We start from the raw sequence: 17,919 nt of genomic DNA on the forward strand, positions 1-17,919 counted from the left end.
TTCGTCGTTTCCGGCGCGCGCCGGACGATCGCGCGCGCCGCGTGGACGACCGCGGACCACTGAATGGGCGCACGCCGTGGGCCACCCGCGCGGCGGTCCCTATTTCGCATTCCACGCCTTCCCTTTAGGCTCCCGGGATGACCGCCGGCGCCCCCGTCCTGATCCAGCCCGTGCCCTCGTCCGAAGCGGACGTGCCGGACTACATGCGCCAGCTCGAACGCAGCGCCGCGTACCTGCCCGAGGACCAGCGCGGGCAGCTGCGGCGGGCGTGGGCGGTGGGCGCGGCCGCGCACGCGGGGCAGACCCGGCGCTCGGGCGAGCCGTACATCACCCACCCGGTCGCGGTCGCCCAGGTCCTAGCCGAGCAGAAGGTCGATGTCGAGACCCTGGTCGCGGCGATCCTGCACGACACCATCGAGGACACGCCGCTCACCCGCGAACAGCTGGCGCAGGAGTTCGGCGAGACCGTGGCCGACCTGGTCGAGGGCGTGACCAAGCTCGACAAGCTGCATTTCAGCAGCCGCCAGGAAGCGGCCGCCGAGAGCTTCCGCAAGATGATGCTGGCGATGGCGCGCGACCTGCGCGTGATCCTGATCAAGCTTGGCGACCGCCTGCACAACATGCGTACGCTCGGCGCCCAGCCCGGACCCACGCGCGAGCGCATCGCGCGCGAGACGCTGGAGGTCTATGCGCCGATCGCCCAGCGCCTGGGCATGAACCTGATCAAGGCCGAACTCCAGGACCGCGGCTTCCACGCCCTGCATCCGCTGCGCCACCTGATCCTGGAAAAGCACATCCGCGGCCAGCCCATGCTGCGGCGCGAGGCGATGGCCAAGATCGAGGCGCAGCTGGCGCAGCGGCTGACCAACGAGGGCCTGCAGTACCGGCTGGTGAGCCGGATCAAGTCGCCGTGGAGCATCTACAACAAGATGCGCAGCGAGGGAAAGACCTTCGCCCAGGTGATGGACGTGTTCGGCTTCCGCATCGTGCTGCATTCGGTCAGCGACTGTTACCGCGCGCTCGGCGTGGCGCACTCGGTATTCAAGCCGCTGGACGGCCGCTTCCGCGATTTCATCGCGATCCCCAAGGCCAACGGCTACCAGTCGCTGCACACGGTGCTGTTCGGGCCGTACGGTTCGCCGATCGAGGTCCAGATCCGCACCGAGGAGATGGACCTGATCGCCGAACGCGGCATCGCCGCGCACTGGGCGTACAAGCACGGCATGGCGCCCAGCGGCGCGCAGGCGCGCGCGCATTCTTGGATCGCCAACCTGCTCGAATCGCAGCGCGCCACGGGTTCGTCGCTGGAATTCCTGGAGAACGTGAAGGTCGACCTGTTCCCCGACGAGGTCTACCTGTTCACACCCAAGGGCGACATCCTGTCGCTGCCGCGCAACTCCACCGCGCTGGATTTCGCCTATGCGGTCCACACCGACGTCGGCAACACCGCCGTGGCCGCGCGCGTGGACAAGAAGCTGGTGCCGCTGCGCACCAAGCTGGTGAGCGGCCAGTCGGTCGAGGTGGTGACCGCGAAGTCGTCGCTGCCCAAGCCGCAGTGGCTGGAGGTGGTGGTCACCGGCAAGGCGCGCACCGCCATCCGTGCCCAGCTCAAGCAGCTCGAGCACGAGGACGCAGTGAGCCTGGGCCACCGCATGATCGATCGCGCCCTGGAGGACCTGGGCACCTCGCTCGACCGCCTGCCGCAGGCGCGCCTGGACGGGTATCTCGCCGAACTGCGCTACCCGCGGCTGGAAGAGCTGCTGGCCGACATCGCGCTCGGCAACCGCATGCCTTCGCAGGTGGCGATGGCGCTGGCGCAGAAGGATTCGGCGGAGGACGGGGCGGAGCCGGGCCAGCTGCAGCGACGCGGCGAGCGGATCCTGATCAGCGGACACGAGCGCGGCGTGATCAGTTTCGCCAACTGCTGCATGCCGATCCCCGGCGACGAGATCATGGGCTACCACACTGCGGGCAAGGGCATCGTGGTGCATCGCCTGGACTGTCCGAACGTGGCCGAATACCGCAAGTCCCCCGACCGCTGGGTGGCGATCGGCTGGGACCGCGAGGTGACCGGCGACTACGCCGTGGCGCTGATCATCGAGACCGAGAACAAGCCCGGCTCGCTGGCGGAAGTGGCCGCGGCGATCGCCAAGGCCGATTCGAACATCGAGGGCGTCGAATACCTCGAGCGCGACGCCAACATCGCCGTGATCCGGTTCGCGATCGAGGTGCGCAACCGCGAGCACCTGGCCGACGTCATCCGCCGCACCCGCCGACTGGCGGTGGTGCACGGCGTCCAGCGCCTGTAGCCCGGACAAGGCCGAAGGCCGCATCCGGGGGCGCACATCGTCCGCGTGCATGCGCGGACGACCCCTGCGCGGCCGCTCACGCCGACGCGTCGATTCGGCCCGGGCGAAATCCACCCCACCCGCTGGCGCGCCACATCCGCCGCCCGCCGAGCGCGCGCCACCGTCGCCTCCCCGCCGACGCCCGCCGCTACAATCGTCCGACATTCTTCCGGAGCCGTCCGATGCCCCGCACCCCGATCCAGACCGATGCCGCCCCCGCCGCGATCGGCCCGTACTCCCAGGCCACGCGCGCCGGCAATACGGTGTTCTTCTCCGGCCAGATCCCGCTCGACCCCGCCACCGGCGAAGTGGTGGAGGGCGGCATCGACGCGCAGGCGCGGCGCGCGTTCGACAACCTCAAGGCCGTGGCCGAGGCCGCCGGCGGATCGCTCGCCGACATCGCCCGCGTCGGCCTGTACCTGACCGACCTGTCGCAGTTCACCGCGGTCAACGCGGTGATGGCCGAGTACTTCGACGCGCCGTATCCCGCGCGCTCGACCATCGAGGTGTCCGCGCTGCCCAAGGGCGTGCTGTTCGAGGTCGACGCGGTGATGGTGACGCAGTGATGGTGCCGCAGTGATGGTGCCGGGCTGATCCGCGCCAGGCATGGGTAAGCCCGTCCCAGCGCTCGCCGCCGCCGGTGACGTCGGCCTGACCGCGCTGCCGGGCGTGGGCAAGGCGGTGGCGGAGAAGTTCGCCGCGCGCGGCCTGCTGCGGCTGCAGGACCTGTGGCTGCACCTGCCGCGGCAGTACGAGGACCGCACCCGCATCACTCCGGTGCGGCTGCTGCAGCCCGGCGTCGCGGCCCAGGTGGAAGGGCGGGTGGAAGCGGTGGAGCGCGGCTTCCGCTACCGTCCGCTGCTGCGGGTGGCGATCGGCGACGACTCGCGCGCCACCCTGGTGCTGCGCTTCTTCCACTTCCGTTCGCAGCAGGTGAACCAGTTCCGCGTCGGCGCGCGCGTGCGCGCCTACGGCACCCCGCGACCGGGGCAGCAGGGGCTGGAAATCGTGCACCCCAGCTATCGCGTGCTCGACGACGACGCCGACGGCGAACTCGGCGACGCGCTCGATCCCGTCTACCCCGCGATCGAAGGCATCGGTCCGGCCACGCTGCGGCGGCTGGTGGCGCAGGCGCTGGAGCGGCTGCCGCCGGCCGAGGAACTGGAGCTGGTGCCGGCAGCGCGCCTGGGTGACGGCCTGCCCTCGCTGCGCGACGCGCTGGTCACGCTGCACCGGCCTCCACGCGAGGCCGACGTGGCCGCGCTGCTGGCCGGCACCCATCCCGCGCAGCGGCGACTGGCGCTGGAAGAACTGCTGGCCCACCACCTCAGCCTGCGGCGCCAGCGCATCGCGCTGCAGGCGCATGCCGCGCCCGCGCTGGCGGACGACGGCGGCCGCGTGCAGGCGCTGCTGGCCGCGCTGCCGTTCGCGCTCACCGGCGCGCAGCAGCGCGTGTTCGACCAGATCCGCGCCGATCTCGCGCGCCCTTCGCCCATGCTGCGTCTGGTGCAGGGCGACGTGGGCAGCGGCAAGACCGTGGTCGCGGCGATGGCGGCGCTGATCGCGATCGGCAGCGGCCGCCAGGCTGCGCTGATGGCGCCCACCGAACTGCTGGCCGAGCAGCACCTTGCCAATCTGCGTACCTGGCTGGAGCCGCTGGGCGTGCGCGTGGCCTGGCTGGCCGGCAAGGTGTCCGGGCGCGCGCGCACCGCGGTGCTGGCCGAAGCCGCCAGCGGCGCCGCGCAGCTGGTGGTGGGCACCCACGCGCTGATGCAGGAAGGCGTGGTGTTCCGCGACCTGGCCCTGGCCATCGTCGACGAGCAGCACCGCTTCGGCGTGCACCAGCGCCTGGCGCTGCGCGACAAGGGCGCGGCCGCCGGCAGCGTGCCGCACCAGCTGGTGATGACCGCCACGCCCATCCCGCGCACCCTGGCGATGGCCGCGTATGCGGACCTGGACGTGTCCGCCATCGACGAACTGCCGCCCGGCCGCACCCCGGTGCAGACCGTGGTGCTGGGCGCAGCCAGGCGGCCGGAGCTGATCGAGCGCATCCGCACCGCCTGCGCCGAAGGCCGCCAGGCCTACTGGGTGTGCACCATCATCGACGAGAGCGACGAGGTCGTGGCGCAGGCCGCGCAGACCACCTGGGAGCAGCTGACCGTCGCGCTGCCCGGCCTGCGGGTGGGCTTCGTGCATGGGCGCATGAAGGCCGCCGCCAAACAGGCCACCATGCTCGCGTTCAAGCGCGGCGAACTCGACGTGCTGGTGGCCACCACCGTGATCGAGGTGGGCGTGGACGTGCCCAATGCCTCGCTGATGATCGTGGAGAACGCCGAACGGCTCGGCCTGTCGCAGCTGCACCAGTTGCGCGGGCGCGTGGGCCGCGGCAGCCTGGCCTCCAGTTGCGTGCTGCTGTACCAGCCGCCGCTGTCGCAGATGGCGAAACAGCGCCTGGAAACCATGCGCGCCACCAGCGACGGTTTCGTGATCGCCGAGAAGGACCTGGAACTGCGCGGCCCCGGCGAACTGCTCGGCACCCGGCAGACGGGCCTGGCCGATTTCCGCATCGCCGACCTCGCCCGCGACGCCGACCTGCTCCCCGAGGTGCATCGCATCGGCGAGGCGCTGATGCGCGAGTCGCCCGACATCGCCGACCGGCTGGTGGAACGGTGGATCGGCGGGGCGGCGCGGTATGCGGCGGCGTGAGCGACCCGCTCCGGGGCCGGAGTCGCTGACCGGGACGATGGACGCCCCGTCGCAACGTGCGTCCCCGACTGCCGCCGGCCCCGGCGATGGCGGGACGGCCGAGGCGATGGGATACGCTCGCGATCCACCCAGGTTCGAAGGAGCGCATCGCGCATGGCCGATCCGATCCCGCTGTTGATCGACACCGATCCGGGCGTCGACGACGCCCTGGCGCTGCTCATGGCGTTCGACGATTCCGCGCACGAGGTGGTCGGCCTCACGGTCGCGGCGGGCAACGTCGGGCTGACGCACACGGTGGCCAATGCGTTGAAGCTGTGCGAGGTGGCCGGGCGCGGCGAGGTGCCGGTGTTCGCGGGCAGCGCCGCACCGTTGCTGCACCCGGCGCCCGATGCCGCCTACGTGCACGGCCGGGACGGGTTCGGCGACACCGGCTATCAACCGGCCACCACGAAGGTGGCCGAGGAACACGCCGCGCTGGCGATCCTGCGGCTGTCGCACGTGCACGCCGGCCGGCTGCTGCTGGTGGCGCTGGGGCCGCTGACCAATCTCGCGCTGGCACTTGCGCTCGACCCCACGCTGCCGCAGCGGGTGGGGCGGCTGGTGGTGATGGGCGGCGCGGTCACCGCGCACGGCAACATCACTCCTGCCGCGGAGTTCAACATCCACTTCGACCCGGAGGCGGCGCGGATCGTGTTCGAGGCCTTCCCGCGCTTCGATCTGGCCGACTGGGAGGCCACGGTGGCCCATGGCCTGCCGCACCAGGAGGTGGAGACGTGGCTGGGCGGACGCGGCGGGCGGGCGCGCTTCTACGAGGCGATCTCGCGCCAGACCAGGCGCTGGTCCGCGGATCGCCGCGGCGATCGCTGGTTCGCCGCCGATGCGCTGGCGATGGCCTGGGCCCTGGAGCCGCAGGGCGCACTGGAGGCGGCGGAACGACCGCTCGCAGTGTGCCTGGAGCACGGCCCGGCCCGCGGCGCGACGGTGGTGGACTGGAACCGCCAGAGCGGACAGCCGGACCGTGCCCGGATCCTGCTGCGCTACGACCAGGACCGGTTCCAGGCCAGGGTGCGCTCGGCCCTTGCGGCCGGGTAGGGGGCCGGCTTGCGCGTCCGGGCAGGGCGAGCTAAAATGCCGCTCTTTCCTCGCGCGAATCCGGTGCCCGCCCATGAAGGCCGACATCCATCCCGACTATCGTGAAGTCGTCTTCCAGGACGTGACCTCCGATTTCAGGTTCCTGACCCGCTCCACGCTGGCCGCTTCCACCAAGGAAACGGTGAAGTGGGACGACGGCAAGGAATATCCCCTGGTGAAGATCGAAGTGTCCTCGGCGACGCATCCGTTCTACACAGGCCAGAACAAGATCGTCGACACCAGCGGTCGCATCGACAAGTTCAAGCGCCGCTACGCGAAGTAACGCGAAGTAGTTCGCGTCCGCGATCGATTGCAGGCACGGCCGCCTTCGGGCGGCCGTTCTGTTTTCTGCGGTTGGGGGACGTCATGCCGGTGCTGCGCAGGCGGATCGCCGTGCGATGTCGCGTGTGATGCCCGGCCGCGGTACGGGGCTCAGCCCGGCGGCGGGCCCAGCTTGAGCGACAGGTCGATCGCGCGCACGTGCTTGGTCAGGCCGCCGATCGAGATGCAGTCCACACCGTCCCGGGCGATGGCGCGCAAGCCCTCGAGATCCACGCCTCCCGACACCTCCAGCGGGATCCGGCCCTCGAACGGAGCGCCGTGGGCGATCGCCACGGCCGTGCGTCGCGTCGCGGCATCGAAATCGTCGACCAGGATCCGGTCGCAGCCTTCCGCGAGCGCCTCGCGCAGCTGGTCGAGCGTCTCCACCTCCACGATCAGCGGCAGATCCGGCTGCGCCGCGCGCGCGGCGCGGATGGCGAGGGTCGGCGAGCCGAACGCGCGGACGTGGTTTTCCTTGAGCATCACCGCGTCGAACAGGCCGAGGCGATGGTTGTGCCCGCCGCCGACGCGCACCGCGTACTTCTGCGCCGCGCGCAGTCCCGGCAACGTCTTGCGGGTGTCGAGGATGCGCGTGCCGGTGCCTGCGACGGCGGCGACGTGCGCTGCCGTCGTGGTCGCGGTGCCGCTCAGGGTCTGCAGGAAATTCAGCGACGCGCGCTCCGCGCTGACCAGCGCGCGTGCGCGCCCTTCGAGCGTCGCGAGCACCGTGCCGGCATCCACGCGATCGCCTTCGGCCACCCGCCAGTCGATGCGCACCTGCGGGTCGAGCGCGCGATGGCAGGCATCGAACCAGGGGCGGCCGCAGACCACGGCCACCTCCTTGCACAGCAGGTAGGCGCGGTCGGGCGCATCGGGCAGCAGCGCGGCGGTGACGTCGCCGCTGCCCAGGTCCTCGGCCAGTGCGCGGGCGACGTCGTCCGCGACGACGGCGGCATCGGGTGGCGCGATCGCGGTGGCGGCGACGGGTGCGGACATGACTTGCTCGGGTCTGCTGGTCGTGTGTGGCCGGTGGAGGGGCGGTGGCCCCCTGCCACACCGTCTGGTGCGCGCCTCAGCCTCGGACGGCGTCGCCTCTCGGGAAATCCGCGATCTGCCCGACGGGGATGCCTTCCTCGACCAGCAGCACGGGAATCCCGTCGTCGATCCGGTAGACCAGCCGCTGGTCGTGGGTGACGAGCGCCTCGCGCAGCGGCGCCGACTGCGGCGTGCCGTCGACCCGGCTCAGCGTGCCTGCGGCGACCGCGGCATTGAGCGCGGCCAGCCCGGGCGCGCCGAGCACGGCCAGCGGTTGCCGGGTCGCGGGGCAGACGAGGATGTCGAGCAGCTTGCGGTCCATGGCGGGAAGCAGGGAGGGCGAACCGTTAGAATACGTCTTTAGGCAGGGGAGCAGGCATGTCCGCCAATCCGCAGAGCCCGCTGGTCGGCGTCGTGATGGGATCGCGTTCCGACTGGGAGACCATGCAGCACGCGGTGCAGAAGCTCGAAGCGCTCGGCATCGCGCACGAGGTGCGCGTGGTGTCCGCGCACCGCACGCCCGACGTGTTGTTCGACTATGCGGCCAGCGCGCAGCAGCGCGGGCTGCGGGCGATCATCGCCGGTGCCGGTGGCGCGGCGCACCTGCCGGGAATGCTGGCGGCCAAGACCGCAGTGCCGGTGCTGGGCGTGCCGGTGCAGAGCCGCGCGCTCAACGGCCTGGATTCACTGCTCTCGATCGTGCAGATGCCCGGCGGCGTGCCGGTGGCCACGTTCGCGATCGGCCAGGCGGGCGCGACCAACGCGGCGCTGTTCGCCGCGGCCATGCTCGCCGACGGCCATGCGGAGATCGGGCAGGCACTTGCGGAATTCCGCCAGCGGCAGACCGACGAGGTGGCCGGCAACGACGATCCCCGCCGGTGAGCGCGGCGATGGGCACGGTCGGCATCCTCGGGGGCGGGCAGCTTGCGCGCATGCTTGCGCTGGCCGGTGCGCCGCTGGGCCTGCGCATGCTGGTGATGGACACCGTGGCCGACGCCTGCGCCGGCCAGTGCGCCCCGCTGCTGGTGGGCGACTATCGCGACGAGGCGGCGCTGGCGGAGTTCGCGTCCAGGGCGGATGTCGCCACCTTCGACTTCGAGAACGTGCCGGCCGAAAGCGCCGAATGGCTCTCGCGCCGGATCCCGGTGTTTCCCGGGCCGCATGCGCTGGCGGTCGCACAGGACCGGCTGGCGGAGAAGACGCTGTTCCGCGAACTCGGCATCCCGGTGCCGGACTTCGTGGACGTGCCCACGCGCGCGGCGCTGGAGGCGGCGGTCGCGCAGGTCGGCACGCCGTGCATCCTCAAGACCCGCCGGCTCGGTTACGACGGCAAGGGCCAGTTCCGGATCCGGTCCACGGGCGACATCGATGCGGCCTGGGCCGCGCTGGGCGCGCAGGCCGGCAGCGTCGGGCTGATCCTCGAGGGGTTCGTGGCGTTCGAACGCGAGCTCAGCGTGGTCGCCGTGCGCGGCCGCGACGGCGAGTTCCGCACCTGGCCGCTGACCGAGAACTGGCACGTCGACGGGGTCTTGTCCGCGAGCCTGGCGCCGGCCGCGTGCAGCGGCGCGCTCGAAGCGCAGGCGACCGCGCATGCGCGGTCGCTGGCCGAGCGTCTCGAGTACGTGGGCGTGTTCGCGCTGGAACTGTTCTGCCGCGACGGCATGCTGCTGGCCAACGAGCTTGCGCCGCGCGTGCACAACTCCGGGCACTGGACCATCGAAGGCGCGGAGACCTCGCAGTTCGAGAACCACCTGCGTGCGGTGCTGGGCTTGCCGCTGGGCGACACGCGCATGCTCGGCCACGCCTGCATGCTCAACTGGATCGGGGCGATGCCCGAGGCCGCGGCGGTGCTGCGCGAGCCGGGCGGGCACTGGCACGACTACGGCAAGCAGCCGCGCGACGGGCGCAAGGTCGGTCACGCCACGCTGCGGGCCGACAGTCGCGAGTCGCTCGCGAAGGCGCTGGCGCGGGTGGGCGCCGCGCTCGGGCGCGCGTCCCAGGTCGTGCCGGTGGTCGAACGCCTGGGCGACTAGGCGCGTGCCGGCCACGCGTGCGCCGGCCGCAGCCCGCCCGGCTTCACTGCGAGGCGCGTGCCTGCGGCATCCGCGATGCGACGACCTTCCAGTCCACCAGCTTCCACATGCCCGCCAGGTAGCGGTCGCGAGCCTCGGCCCCGTCCTGCGTCCAGGCGTGTGGCCACAGGCAGGCGGCGAGCAGCGGCGTGTCGGCCCCGGTCAGCGGCGTCACGGACTGCGGGGTGGCGAGGATCGCCAGCCGGCCGTCGCGGCGCAGGACCAGCCACACCCATCCTGGCCCGGTCAGGCGGCCTGCCGCTTCCGCGAAGCGTTCCCGCATGCGCCCGGGGTCGCCGAAATCGCGCGCGACGGTATCGGCCAGCGCGCCCGTCGGGCCGATCGCGTCGCCGGGCGGCGGCGGCCGCAGCGCGGCCCAGTGGAAGTCCTCGCTCCAGGCCTGCGCCGCGCGTGCGGCCAGCGCGCCACGCGCCTGCACGGCCAGCGCGGCGAGCGTGGGCGCTTCGTCGTCGCCCGTGGCCGGATCCAGCATCGCGTTGAGTGCGTCGATTCCGGCCCGCTGCGCGCGCCGATGCTGGTCCACCGCCGCAGCGGACAGATGGGGTGCGAACGCTGCCGCGTCGCAGGGCAGGGGGCTGGGCTGGAACGGCATCGCGGGTCCGGAAAGCGAGTCGGGGCGGAATACAATACGCAATCCCGTCGTTTTGCCGGGCGCGCCGCCGGGCGTGCCGGCACAGGAGACCCGTCATGGCCGTGCTCGACCGCATCAGGGCCGAAGTCGAAAACCACCCCGTGGTGCTGTTCATGAAGGGCACGCCGCAGTTCCCGATGTGCGGTTTCTCCAGCCGCACGGTCGAGGTGCTGAAGGCCGCGGGCGCCTCGGGCATCCGCACCGTCAACGTGCTCGAGGATCCCGAGATCCGCGCCAACCTGCCGCGCTTCTCCAACTGGCCCACGTTCCCGCAGCTGTTCATCCACGGCGAACTGATCGGCGGCTGCGACATCACGCTGGAGCTGCACGAGAGCGGCGAGCTGGCGCGGATGATCGCGGAAGTGCAGAAGGCGTGAGCGCTGTGGCGTCCGTGCCCGACGCCCGTCCACTGGCGGGCCGGGTGGTGCTGGTGGTCGGGGCCCATGGCGGCCTCGGGCGCGCGCTGGCGCTGGCGTGCGCGCGGGCGGGCGCGACCCAAGTGCTGCTCGGGCGCAGCGCACGCAAGCTCGAGCGTGTGGCCGACGCAGTCGAACAGGCCGGTGGCGAGGCGCTGCTGTATCCGCTCGATCTCGAAGGCGCGACCCCTGACGACTACGCGGAACTCGCGACCCGGATCGCCGGGCGCTTCGGGCGCCTGGACGGCGTGGTGCACTGCGCCGCCGATTTCCCCGGTCTGACGCCGCTCGAGCACGTGGATCCGGCCGTGTTCGCGCGCACCGTGCACGTGGGCCTGACGGCGCGCTGGTGGCTCAGCCAGGCCTGCCTGCCGCTGCTGCACAAGTCCGACGCGGGCCGGCTGGTGTTTCTGGTCGATCCCGCGCCCGCCGCCGCGCCGGCGTACTGGGGTGGCTACGGCATCGTGCAGCCGGCACTGGATGCATTGGCGGCCACGCTCGAGGCCGAGACCGCGTCCTCGCCGCTGCGGGTGCAGGTGCTGCGACCGGGTCCGCTGCGCACGCCGCTGCGCGCGCGCGCCTACGCCGCCGACGACGACCGCCTGGCGCGTGACGCCGCCACGGCTGCGGCCGCCTGCGTCGCGCTTCTCGCGGCCGAACCCACGGCGATGCAAGCGGCGCCATGACCATTCTCTCGGCGGCCCTGCTGCTGTTCCTGATCCTCGACCCGCTCGGCAACATCCCGGTGTTCCTGAGCATGCTGCGGCGGCTGGAGCCGGCGCGGCAGCGGATCGTGCTGGCGCGTGAGCTGCTCATCGCACTCGCGGTGCTGATGCTGTTCCTGTGGGCCGGCAAGTACGCGCTCGAGGTGATGCACCTGCGCCAGGAGTCGGTGTCGATCGCCGGCGGCATCGTGCTGTTCCTGATCGGCATCCGCATGATCTTCCCGCCCCCCGAAGGCCTGATGGGCGAGATCCCGGGCGGCGAACCCTTCATCGTGCCGATGGCGATCCCGCTGGTGGCCGGTCCGTCGGGCATGGCCGCGGTGATGCTGATGGGCAGCCGCGAACCCGACCGCCTGCCGGACTGGAGCCTGGCGCTGTTCCTGGCCTGGGCGGCGACCGCCGCCATCCTGTTCTCGGCCACCTGGCTGTACCGTCTGCTGGGCGCGCGCGCCCTGACCGCGATCGAGCGCCTGATGGGCATGCTGCTGGTCGCGATTTCGGTCCAGATGCTGCTCGACGGGCTGGCCAGCTACTTCGGACGCGGGCCCGCCTGAGGCCTGTTGCGCTGCAGCAACAACGACTTGGCGACACTATCTCGATCCGCCATCAAATCCAGTCCCGTCAAGCACTTCCGTGAATTTGACGGCTGTCTTTTTGCTGTCATGTGCAACCGTTAACGTGTTAACCTTAAGTTAACCGTTGTGCCCCCGTGCCCGCCGTCGCGCCGGGAGGGGGACCGCCCCGGATGGCGCGGCGCACCGGTTCCGCCACACACGACCACTGCCTCGAGGCCACTCACCATGACCCACCGCAACCGCGTCCGACTGTCCAAACTGTCGATCGGTCTGATCGCCGCGCTTGCCGCGGCACCCGTCTTCGCCCAGAGCACGTCCGCCGGCGTGGGCGGTCTCGTCACCGACAGCAGCGGGCAGCCGGTCGCCGGCGCCGAAGTCGTCATCACCCACGTCGAGTCGGGCACGGTCAGCCGCGCCAGCACCGACGAGAGCGGCCGCTACAACGCGCGCGGCCTGCGCGTGGGTGGTCCGTACGAAATCACGGTGACCAAGTCGGGCTCGGGCACCCGCACCGAGGACAACGTCTACCTCAACCTCAACCAGGTCACGGCCGTGAACACCCAGCTGTCGGGTGACACGACCACGCTCGCCACCGTCGCCGTCACCGGCTCGCGCCTGCTCGACACGTTCAACCCGGACAACAAGGGCGTCGGCACCTCGGTCAGCGGCCGCCAGCTGGAAATCCTGCCGCAGAGCAGCCGCTCGCTCGACGACGTGGCGCGCCTCGACCCGCGCGTGTCGGTGACCGACCAGGCCAGCGGCGCGATCTCCGTGGCCGGCGTCAACAACCGCTACAACACCATCTCCGTCGACGGCCTGTCGCAGGGCGACCCCTTCGGCCTCAACAGCAACGGCATGCCCTACACCGGCAGCCCGATCTCGATCGACACGATCGAGGCCTACGACATCAAGGTCGCCGACTACGACGTCACGGCCGACACCGTCGGCGCCACCGTCAACGCGGTCACCAAGTCGGGCACCAACGAGTTCCACGGCTCCGTGTACTACGTGTACAAGAACGCCGAAGACATGGTCGGCAGCCGCGACGGCGAAGACTACAACCTGTTCGACACCGACCGCACGATGGGCTTCACCATCGGCGGCCCGATCGTGAAGGACAAGCTGTTCTTCTTCGCCTCTTACGAGGAGCAGGAGATCACCGATTTCGGCGGCGCCTCCACGGCCGACGGCCTGACCAACGGGTTCGTGTCGCAGGAAGAGTTCGACGACGCGATCGCGGCCGCGACCGCCCTGGGCCTGCAGCCCGGCACCCGCGACTCGGGCGGCGTCAACCTCGACAACAAGCGCGCGCTGGTCAAGCTGGACTGGAACATCAGCGACTACCATCGCGCCAGCCTGACCTACCAGCAGACCGAGGAGTTCCGACCGTCGCCGTATGACGCGTTCTCCGACACGGTGGTGCTGTCCAGCCACTGGTACAACATCGACAACGTCACCAAGAACACCTCGCTGCAGCTGTTCAGCGACTGGACCGAGAACTTCTCGACCGAGGTCAAGCTCAGTCACCAGAAGTTCGACCAGGTCAACGGCAACCCGATCGACCAGCCGGAAGTCGAGATCGAAACCGCGAACGGCGGCTCGATCTTCATCGGCGAGGACAACAACCGCCACGAGAACCAGATCAACACCGAGCGCTACACGCTCTCCGCGTTCGGTACGTACTACACCGAGAACCACACCATCAAGGGTGGCTTCGAGTACCTGCGCCACGACGTGTACAACCTGTATGGCCGCGACCTGCACGGCTCGTACGTGTTCGCCAGCGTCGACGACTTCGCCGCCGGCGACTACGACGTCTACAACCTGCGCCGTCCGTCGGCCGGCTACACCGAGGCCGATACTGCGGCCGCGCTGGTCTACAGCCAGTTCAGCCCGTTCCTGCAGGACACCTGGGCGGTCACCGACCAGCTGTCGCTGACCTACGGACTGCGCGTGAACATCCCGCGCGCCGACAAGGCGCCGGTGCGCACGCCCGGCTTCGAGGAAGCCTTCGGCTTCCCGAACGACTACAAGCTCGGCTCGGACAACAAGGTGATCATGCCGCGTCTGTCGTTCAACTACAGCTTCGACACCGAGCGCTACTCGCAGCTGCGCGGCGGCGCCGGCGTGTTCCAGAGCATCCCGCCGTTCGTGTGGCTGGCCAACCCGTACCAGAACAATGGTGTGACGTCGCTCTCGTACCGCTCGTTCGACGCGGCCGACGCGCCGTTCAGCCCGGATCCGTACAACCAGAACGTCCCGGAAGGCGGCACGCCGACCTATCAGATCGACTCGATCGATCCGGACTTCAAGCTGCCGACCGTCTACAAGTTCAGCCTCGGCTACGACACCGAACTGCCGTGGATGGGCCTGATCGGTACCGTAGAACTGCAGCAGATCCAGGCCAAGGACGCGGTGTTCTACCAGGCGCTGAACCTGGGCCCGGCGCAGGGCCTGCTCGCCGATGGTCGCCAGTACTTCTGGTGCGAGCTGGGCAGCACCAGCAGCAGCAACCGCACCTGTGGCGCCAACCCCGACTTCACCACCAACTCCACGGTGATGGGTAACACCAACAAGGGTGCGGCCACCTCGGTCACGTTCGCGCTCAACAAGCCGCTGTCCGAGAACTGGTTCGGCAGCCTGAGCTACACCTTCACCGATGCCGACGAAGTCGCCTCGGACGGCAGCTCGCAGGCGTGGTCGAGCTACCAGTACGTCTCGCGCGTGAACCCGAACCAGGAGTTCGCCACCCGCGCCGGGCGCATGGTGCGCGACTCGATCAAGCTCAGCGTCGGCTGGGAGAAGGAGCTGTTCGGCAACTACAAGACCAGCGTGTCGGCGTTCTACAACGGCCGTTCCGGCCTGCCGTACACCTGGACGGTCAACGGCGACACCAACGGCGACGGCATCTTCCAGGATCCGGCGTACATCCCGTTCGTCAACGATCCGATCGTCAGCTACGGCGATGCCACGCCGGCGCAGATCGCGGCGTTCCACGAGTACATCGCCAGCAATCCGTACCTGGCCTCGCGCCGCGGCAGCATCGCCAACCGCAACGGCGACCGCTACTCGTGGGTGAACCAGCTCGACGTCAGCCTGCAGCAGGAGCTGCCGGGCTTCTTCCAGGACCACAAGTCGATCATCCGGCTCGACATCTACAACTTCCTCAACCTGATCGACAGCGACTGGGGCGAGACGATGGGCGAGACCTTCTCCGACAACACGCGCTATCTGGCGCGCCTGGAGGCGGTCAACGCCGACGGCAGCTACACCTACGACCTGGGCACGGAAGATCGCCCGACGTGGGAAACCCTGACCCCGTACGACGCCAGCGGCTCCTACCCGTCGCGCGTGGTGTCGCGCTGGTCGGCGATGCTGACGTTGCGTTACCAGTTCTGATCCAGGCGATCCATGCGGTACAGGAACGGCCGGGGCGACCCGGCCGTTTCCGTTGCGGCGGCCGGCTGCGCTACAGTCGCCGCCTGACGAGGGAGGACGAATGTCACAGCACGTGAGCGAGGCGGCGACGGCGCTGCCGGTGGTGAGTACCCGGATCTATCCGCGCGGCGCCCTGGACATCCTGTCGCGCGACGAGGTGGCGCGGCTCAAGGACGCGTCCGCCGGCGGCATGCACGACCTGCTGCGCCGCTGCGCCCTGGCGGTGCTGACCAGCGGCAGCGCGTCGGACGACCCGCGCGCGGCGCAGGAGCTGTATCCCTCGTTCGACATCCAGGTGCTGCAGCAGGATCGCGGGGTACGCATCGAACTGGTCAACGCGCCGGCGATGGCGTTCGTCGACGGCGAGCTCATCCGCGGCGTGGCCGAACTGCTGTTCGCGGTGGTGCGCGACCTTGCGTACACGGCGATCGAGCTGGGACCCGAGTACGCCGCGGACTTCGAGTCGTCCGCAGGCCTGACGGACGCCGTCTTCGGCCTGCTGCGCAATGCGCGCATCCTGCATCCGATCGAACCCAACCTCGTGGTGTGCTGGGGCGGCCACTCGATCGGGCGCGAGGAGTACCAGTACACCAAGGACGTGGGCTACGAACTCGGCCTGCGCGGCCACGACATCTGCACCGGCTGCGGCCCGGGCGCGATGAAGGGTCCGATGAAGGGCGCCACGATCGCCCACGCCAAGCAGCGCCGGCGCCGCACGCGCTACATCGGTATCACCGAACCGGGGATCATCGCGGCCGAATCGCCGAACCCGATCGTCAACCACCTGGTGATCATGCCGGACATCGAGAAGCGCCTGGAGGCGTTCGTCCGGCTCGGCCACGGCATCATCGTCTTCCCCGGCGGCGTCGGCACGGCGGAGGAGATCCTGTACCTGCTCGGCATCCTGCTGCGCGAGGAAAACGCCCAGCTGCCGTTCCCCTTCATCCTCACCGGCCCGACCGCGGCCGCGCCGTACTTCGAACGCATCGACCAGTTCATCCGCCTGACCCTGGGCGAGGCCGCGGCGGCGCGCTACGAGATCATCGTCGCCGACCCGGAGAAGGTGGCCAAGCGCATGACCGCGGGCATCCGCAAGGTGCGCGAGCACCGCATCGCGCAGAAGGACTCGTTCTACTTCAACTGGGGCGTGGACATCCCGCTGCCCTACCAGCAGCCGTTCGTGCCCACCCACGAGGCCATGGCCGCGCTCGACCTGCGTCACGGCCGCCGGCCGCAGGACCTCGCCGCCGACCTGCGCCGGGCGTTCTCCGGCATCGTCGCCGGCAACGTCAAGGAAGAGGGCATGCGCCGGGTCGAGCAGTTCGGCCCGTTCCAGATCCGCGGCGACCAGGACATCATGCAGGCCCTGGACGCCCTGCTGCGCGCGTTCGTGGAGCAGCGCCGGATGAAGATCTCGGGGGAATACCGGCCCTGTTACCGGGTGATTGCCTGAAGGCCGATCGCGCCGTCAGCGCAGCGGCAGGCGCAGCGTCGCCACGTGCTCGCCATCTTCGATGGCGGTCGCCACGCCGCCCTCTCCGTGGGTGAAGACCTGCAGTCGCGAGCGCACCGCGTTGAGCCCGATGCCGTGCCCCGTCGACAGCACGCCTTCGATCGCCACCGGGTTGCGGACCTCGATCGTGACCAGGTCCGGCGAACGGTGCAGCGCGATGGTGACCACGCCGCCCGCGCGTGCGGGCTCGATCCCGTGCTTGATGGCGTTCTCCACCAGCGGCTGGATCGACAGCGGGGGAATGTCGATATCGCCCAGGCCGGGATCGTCCTCGGGCACGTCCCACCGCACCTGCAGGCGATCGCCGAAGCGCAGGCGTTCGATCTCGAGGTAACGCCGGGTCAGCGACAGCTCCTCGGCCAGCGACACCCGCTCGCGGCCGGAAATCGCGGCGCGGAACAGGTCGGACAGGTCCAGCAGCAGCCGCTCGGTCGCCTCCGGACGCCCGTGCACCAGCGCGATCCCGGTATTGAGCGCGTTGAACAGGAAGTGCGGCCGGATCCGCGCCTGCAGTGCGTCCAGTTCCGCCTGCTTGGCGCGGACCGCGAGCTGGCGGGCGCGCCACTGGGCCTGGAAGGCCGCGAAGGCCAGCATGCCCACCGTCAGCGCCATGAGGGTCATCTGCAGCGTGAACACGTTCCAGCCGGACGCTGGCACCAGGCCAAGCTGCGGCAGGAACAGGCGCGCCATGCCGGCGACCAGCCAGGTACTGAGCAGCAGCGACGCCAGGCCGCTCTGTGCGATGAGCGGTGGCGAGGCGCGCTGGAGCCAGGACCTGGCCAGATAGAGCAGGCTCAGCGACATCACGAACACCCACTGGATGGCGAACGACGCCATGCCGAAATAGGTCAGCCTGGCGCCCTGGACCCCCGGAGCGAGCGCCAGCAGGGCGGCCAGCGCCTCTCCGGCGAGCACGATCCAGAGCAGGGTCCGCGGCTGCCACAACAGGTCGAGCGGGCGCGGATCGCCGGGACGGTTGGGCATGCG

16 protein-coding genes are annotated in these 17,919 nt (G+C 70.4%); 12 read left to right on the forward strand and 4 right to left on the reverse strand.

All coding sequences use genetic code 11. The annotated features are described in order from the left end of the window. The first annotated feature begins 137 nt into the window (after positions 1-137). From QFW81_RS16580 to QFW81_RS16600, 5 genes are all read left to right on the forward strand, one after another. Complete coding sequence (locus tag QFW81_RS16580) at positions 138-2,309, forward strand: RelA/SpoT family protein (protein WP_280580335.1); 2,172 nt, start codon at positions 138-140, stop codon at positions 2,307-2,309. Positions 2,310-2,530: 221 nt separating this feature from the next. Then, a complete protein-coding gene (locus QFW81_RS16585; protein WP_280580336.1) occupies positions 2,531-2,914 on the forward strand; it encodes a RidA family protein in 384 nt (127 codons plus the stop codon). A 40-nt stretch (positions 2,915-2,954) separates the two neighbouring features. Continuing rightward, positions 2,955-5,054, forward strand: coding sequence for an ATP-dependent DNA helicase RecG (gene recG, locus QFW81_RS16590; protein WP_280580337.1), 2,100 nt, complete (start codon positions 2,955-2,957; stop codon positions 5,052-5,054). Positions 5,055-5,207: 153 nt separating this feature from the next. Further along, entirely contained in the window at positions 5,208-6,146 is a 939-nt protein-coding gene (locus QFW81_RS16595; protein WP_280580338.1) for a nucleoside hydrolase, read from the forward strand. A gap of 73 nt (positions 6,147-6,219) precedes the next feature. Beyond that, positions 6,220-6,468, forward strand: coding sequence for a type B 50S ribosomal protein L31 (locus QFW81_RS16600; protein WP_280580339.1), 249 nt, complete (start codon positions 6,220-6,222; stop codon positions 6,466-6,468). Between the two features lie 149 nt (positions 6,469-6,617). Here the strand turns inward: QFW81_RS16600 and nadC are convergent, their stop codons facing one another. Beyond that, positions 6,618-7,502 (reverse strand): carboxylating nicotinate-nucleotide diphosphorylase, encoded by an 885-nt coding sequence (gene nadC, locus QFW81_RS16605; protein WP_280580340.1) that lies wholly within the window; start codon positions 7,500-7,502, stop codon positions 6,618-6,620. Between the two features lie 76 nt (positions 7,503-7,578). Further along, positions 7,579-7,863 (reverse strand): Trm112 family protein, encoded by a 285-nt coding sequence (locus tag QFW81_RS16610; RefSeq protein ID WP_280580341.1) that lies wholly within the window; start codon positions 7,861-7,863, stop codon positions 7,579-7,581. Positions 7,864-7,919: 56 nt separating this feature from the next. On the opposite strand from QFW81_RS16610, the gene purE reads away from it, so the two are divergent. Together purE and QFW81_RS16620 are read left to right on the forward strand one after the other, a co-directional pair. Then, positions 7,920-8,423, forward strand: a complete 504-nt coding sequence (gene purE / locus QFW81_RS16615; RefSeq protein ID WP_280580342.1) for a 5-(carboxyamino)imidazole ribonucleotide mutase — start codon at positions 7,920-7,922, stop codon at positions 8,421-8,423. Positions 8,424-8,431: 8 nt separating this feature from the next. Continuing rightward, positions 8,432-9,574, forward strand: coding sequence for a 5-(carboxyamino)imidazole ribonucleotide synthase (locus QFW81_RS16620; protein ID WP_280580551.1), 1,143 nt, complete (start codon positions 8,432-8,434; stop codon positions 9,572-9,574). Between the two features lie 43 nt (positions 9,575-9,617). Here QFW81_RS16620 and QFW81_RS16625 read toward each other — a convergent pair whose 3' ends face one another. Next, positions 9,618-10,226: a Fe-Mn family superoxide dismutase gene (locus QFW81_RS16625; RefSeq protein ID WP_280580343.1), complete on the reverse strand. Its 609-nt coding sequence runs from the start codon at positions 10,224-10,226 to the stop codon at positions 9,618-9,620. Positions 10,227-10,321: 95 nt separating this feature from the next. Between QFW81_RS16625 and grxD the strand changes: the two genes are divergently transcribed. The 5 genes from grxD to ppnN all read left to right on the forward strand — a co-directional run bounded on the left by grxD (position 10,322) and on the right by ppnN (position 16,872). Beyond that, a complete protein-coding gene (gene grxD / locus QFW81_RS16630; protein ID WP_280580344.1) occupies positions 10,322-10,642 on the forward strand; it encodes a Grx4 family monothiol glutaredoxin in 321 nt (106 codons plus the stop codon). Next, positions 10,639-11,367 (forward strand): SDR family NAD(P)-dependent oxidoreductase, encoded by a 729-nt coding sequence (locus QFW81_RS16635; RefSeq protein WP_280580345.1) that lies wholly within the window; start codon positions 10,639-10,641, stop codon positions 11,365-11,367. Before grxD ends, QFW81_RS16635 begins: the two co-directional genes overlap by 4 nt. Continuing rightward, on the forward strand, positions 11,364-11,960 hold the full coding sequence (locus QFW81_RS16640; RefSeq protein ID WP_280580346.1) for a YhgN family NAAT transporter: 597 nt from the start codon (positions 11,364-11,366) through the stop codon (positions 11,958-11,960). Before QFW81_RS16635 ends, QFW81_RS16640 begins: the two co-directional genes overlap by 4 nt. A gap of 246 nt (positions 11,961-12,206) precedes the next feature. Next, complete coding sequence (locus QFW81_RS16645) at positions 12,207-15,380, forward strand: TonB-dependent receptor (protein WP_280580347.1); 3,174 nt, start codon at positions 12,207-12,209, stop codon at positions 15,378-15,380. A gap of 100 nt (positions 15,381-15,480) precedes the next feature. Continuing rightward, complete coding sequence (ppnN, locus tag QFW81_RS16650; RefSeq protein ID WP_280580348.1) at positions 15,481-16,872, forward strand: nucleotide 5'-monophosphate nucleosidase PpnN; 1,392 nt, start codon at positions 15,481-15,483, stop codon at positions 16,870-16,872. 15 nt (positions 16,873-16,887) lie between these two features. Here the strand turns inward: ppnN and QFW81_RS16655 are convergent, their stop codons facing one another. Then, positions 16,888-17,916, reverse strand: a complete 1,029-nt coding sequence (locus tag QFW81_RS16655; RefSeq protein WP_280580349.1) for a sensor histidine kinase — start codon at positions 17,914-17,916, stop codon at positions 16,888-16,890. Positions 17,917-17,919 lie beyond the last annotated feature (3 nt).

Origin of the sequence: Luteimonas kalidii, from assembly GCF_029887935.1 — a bacterium.
GTDB classification, from domain to species: Bacteria; Pseudomonadota; Gammaproteobacteria; order Xanthomonadales; family Xanthomonadaceae; genus Luteimonas; species Luteimonas kalidii.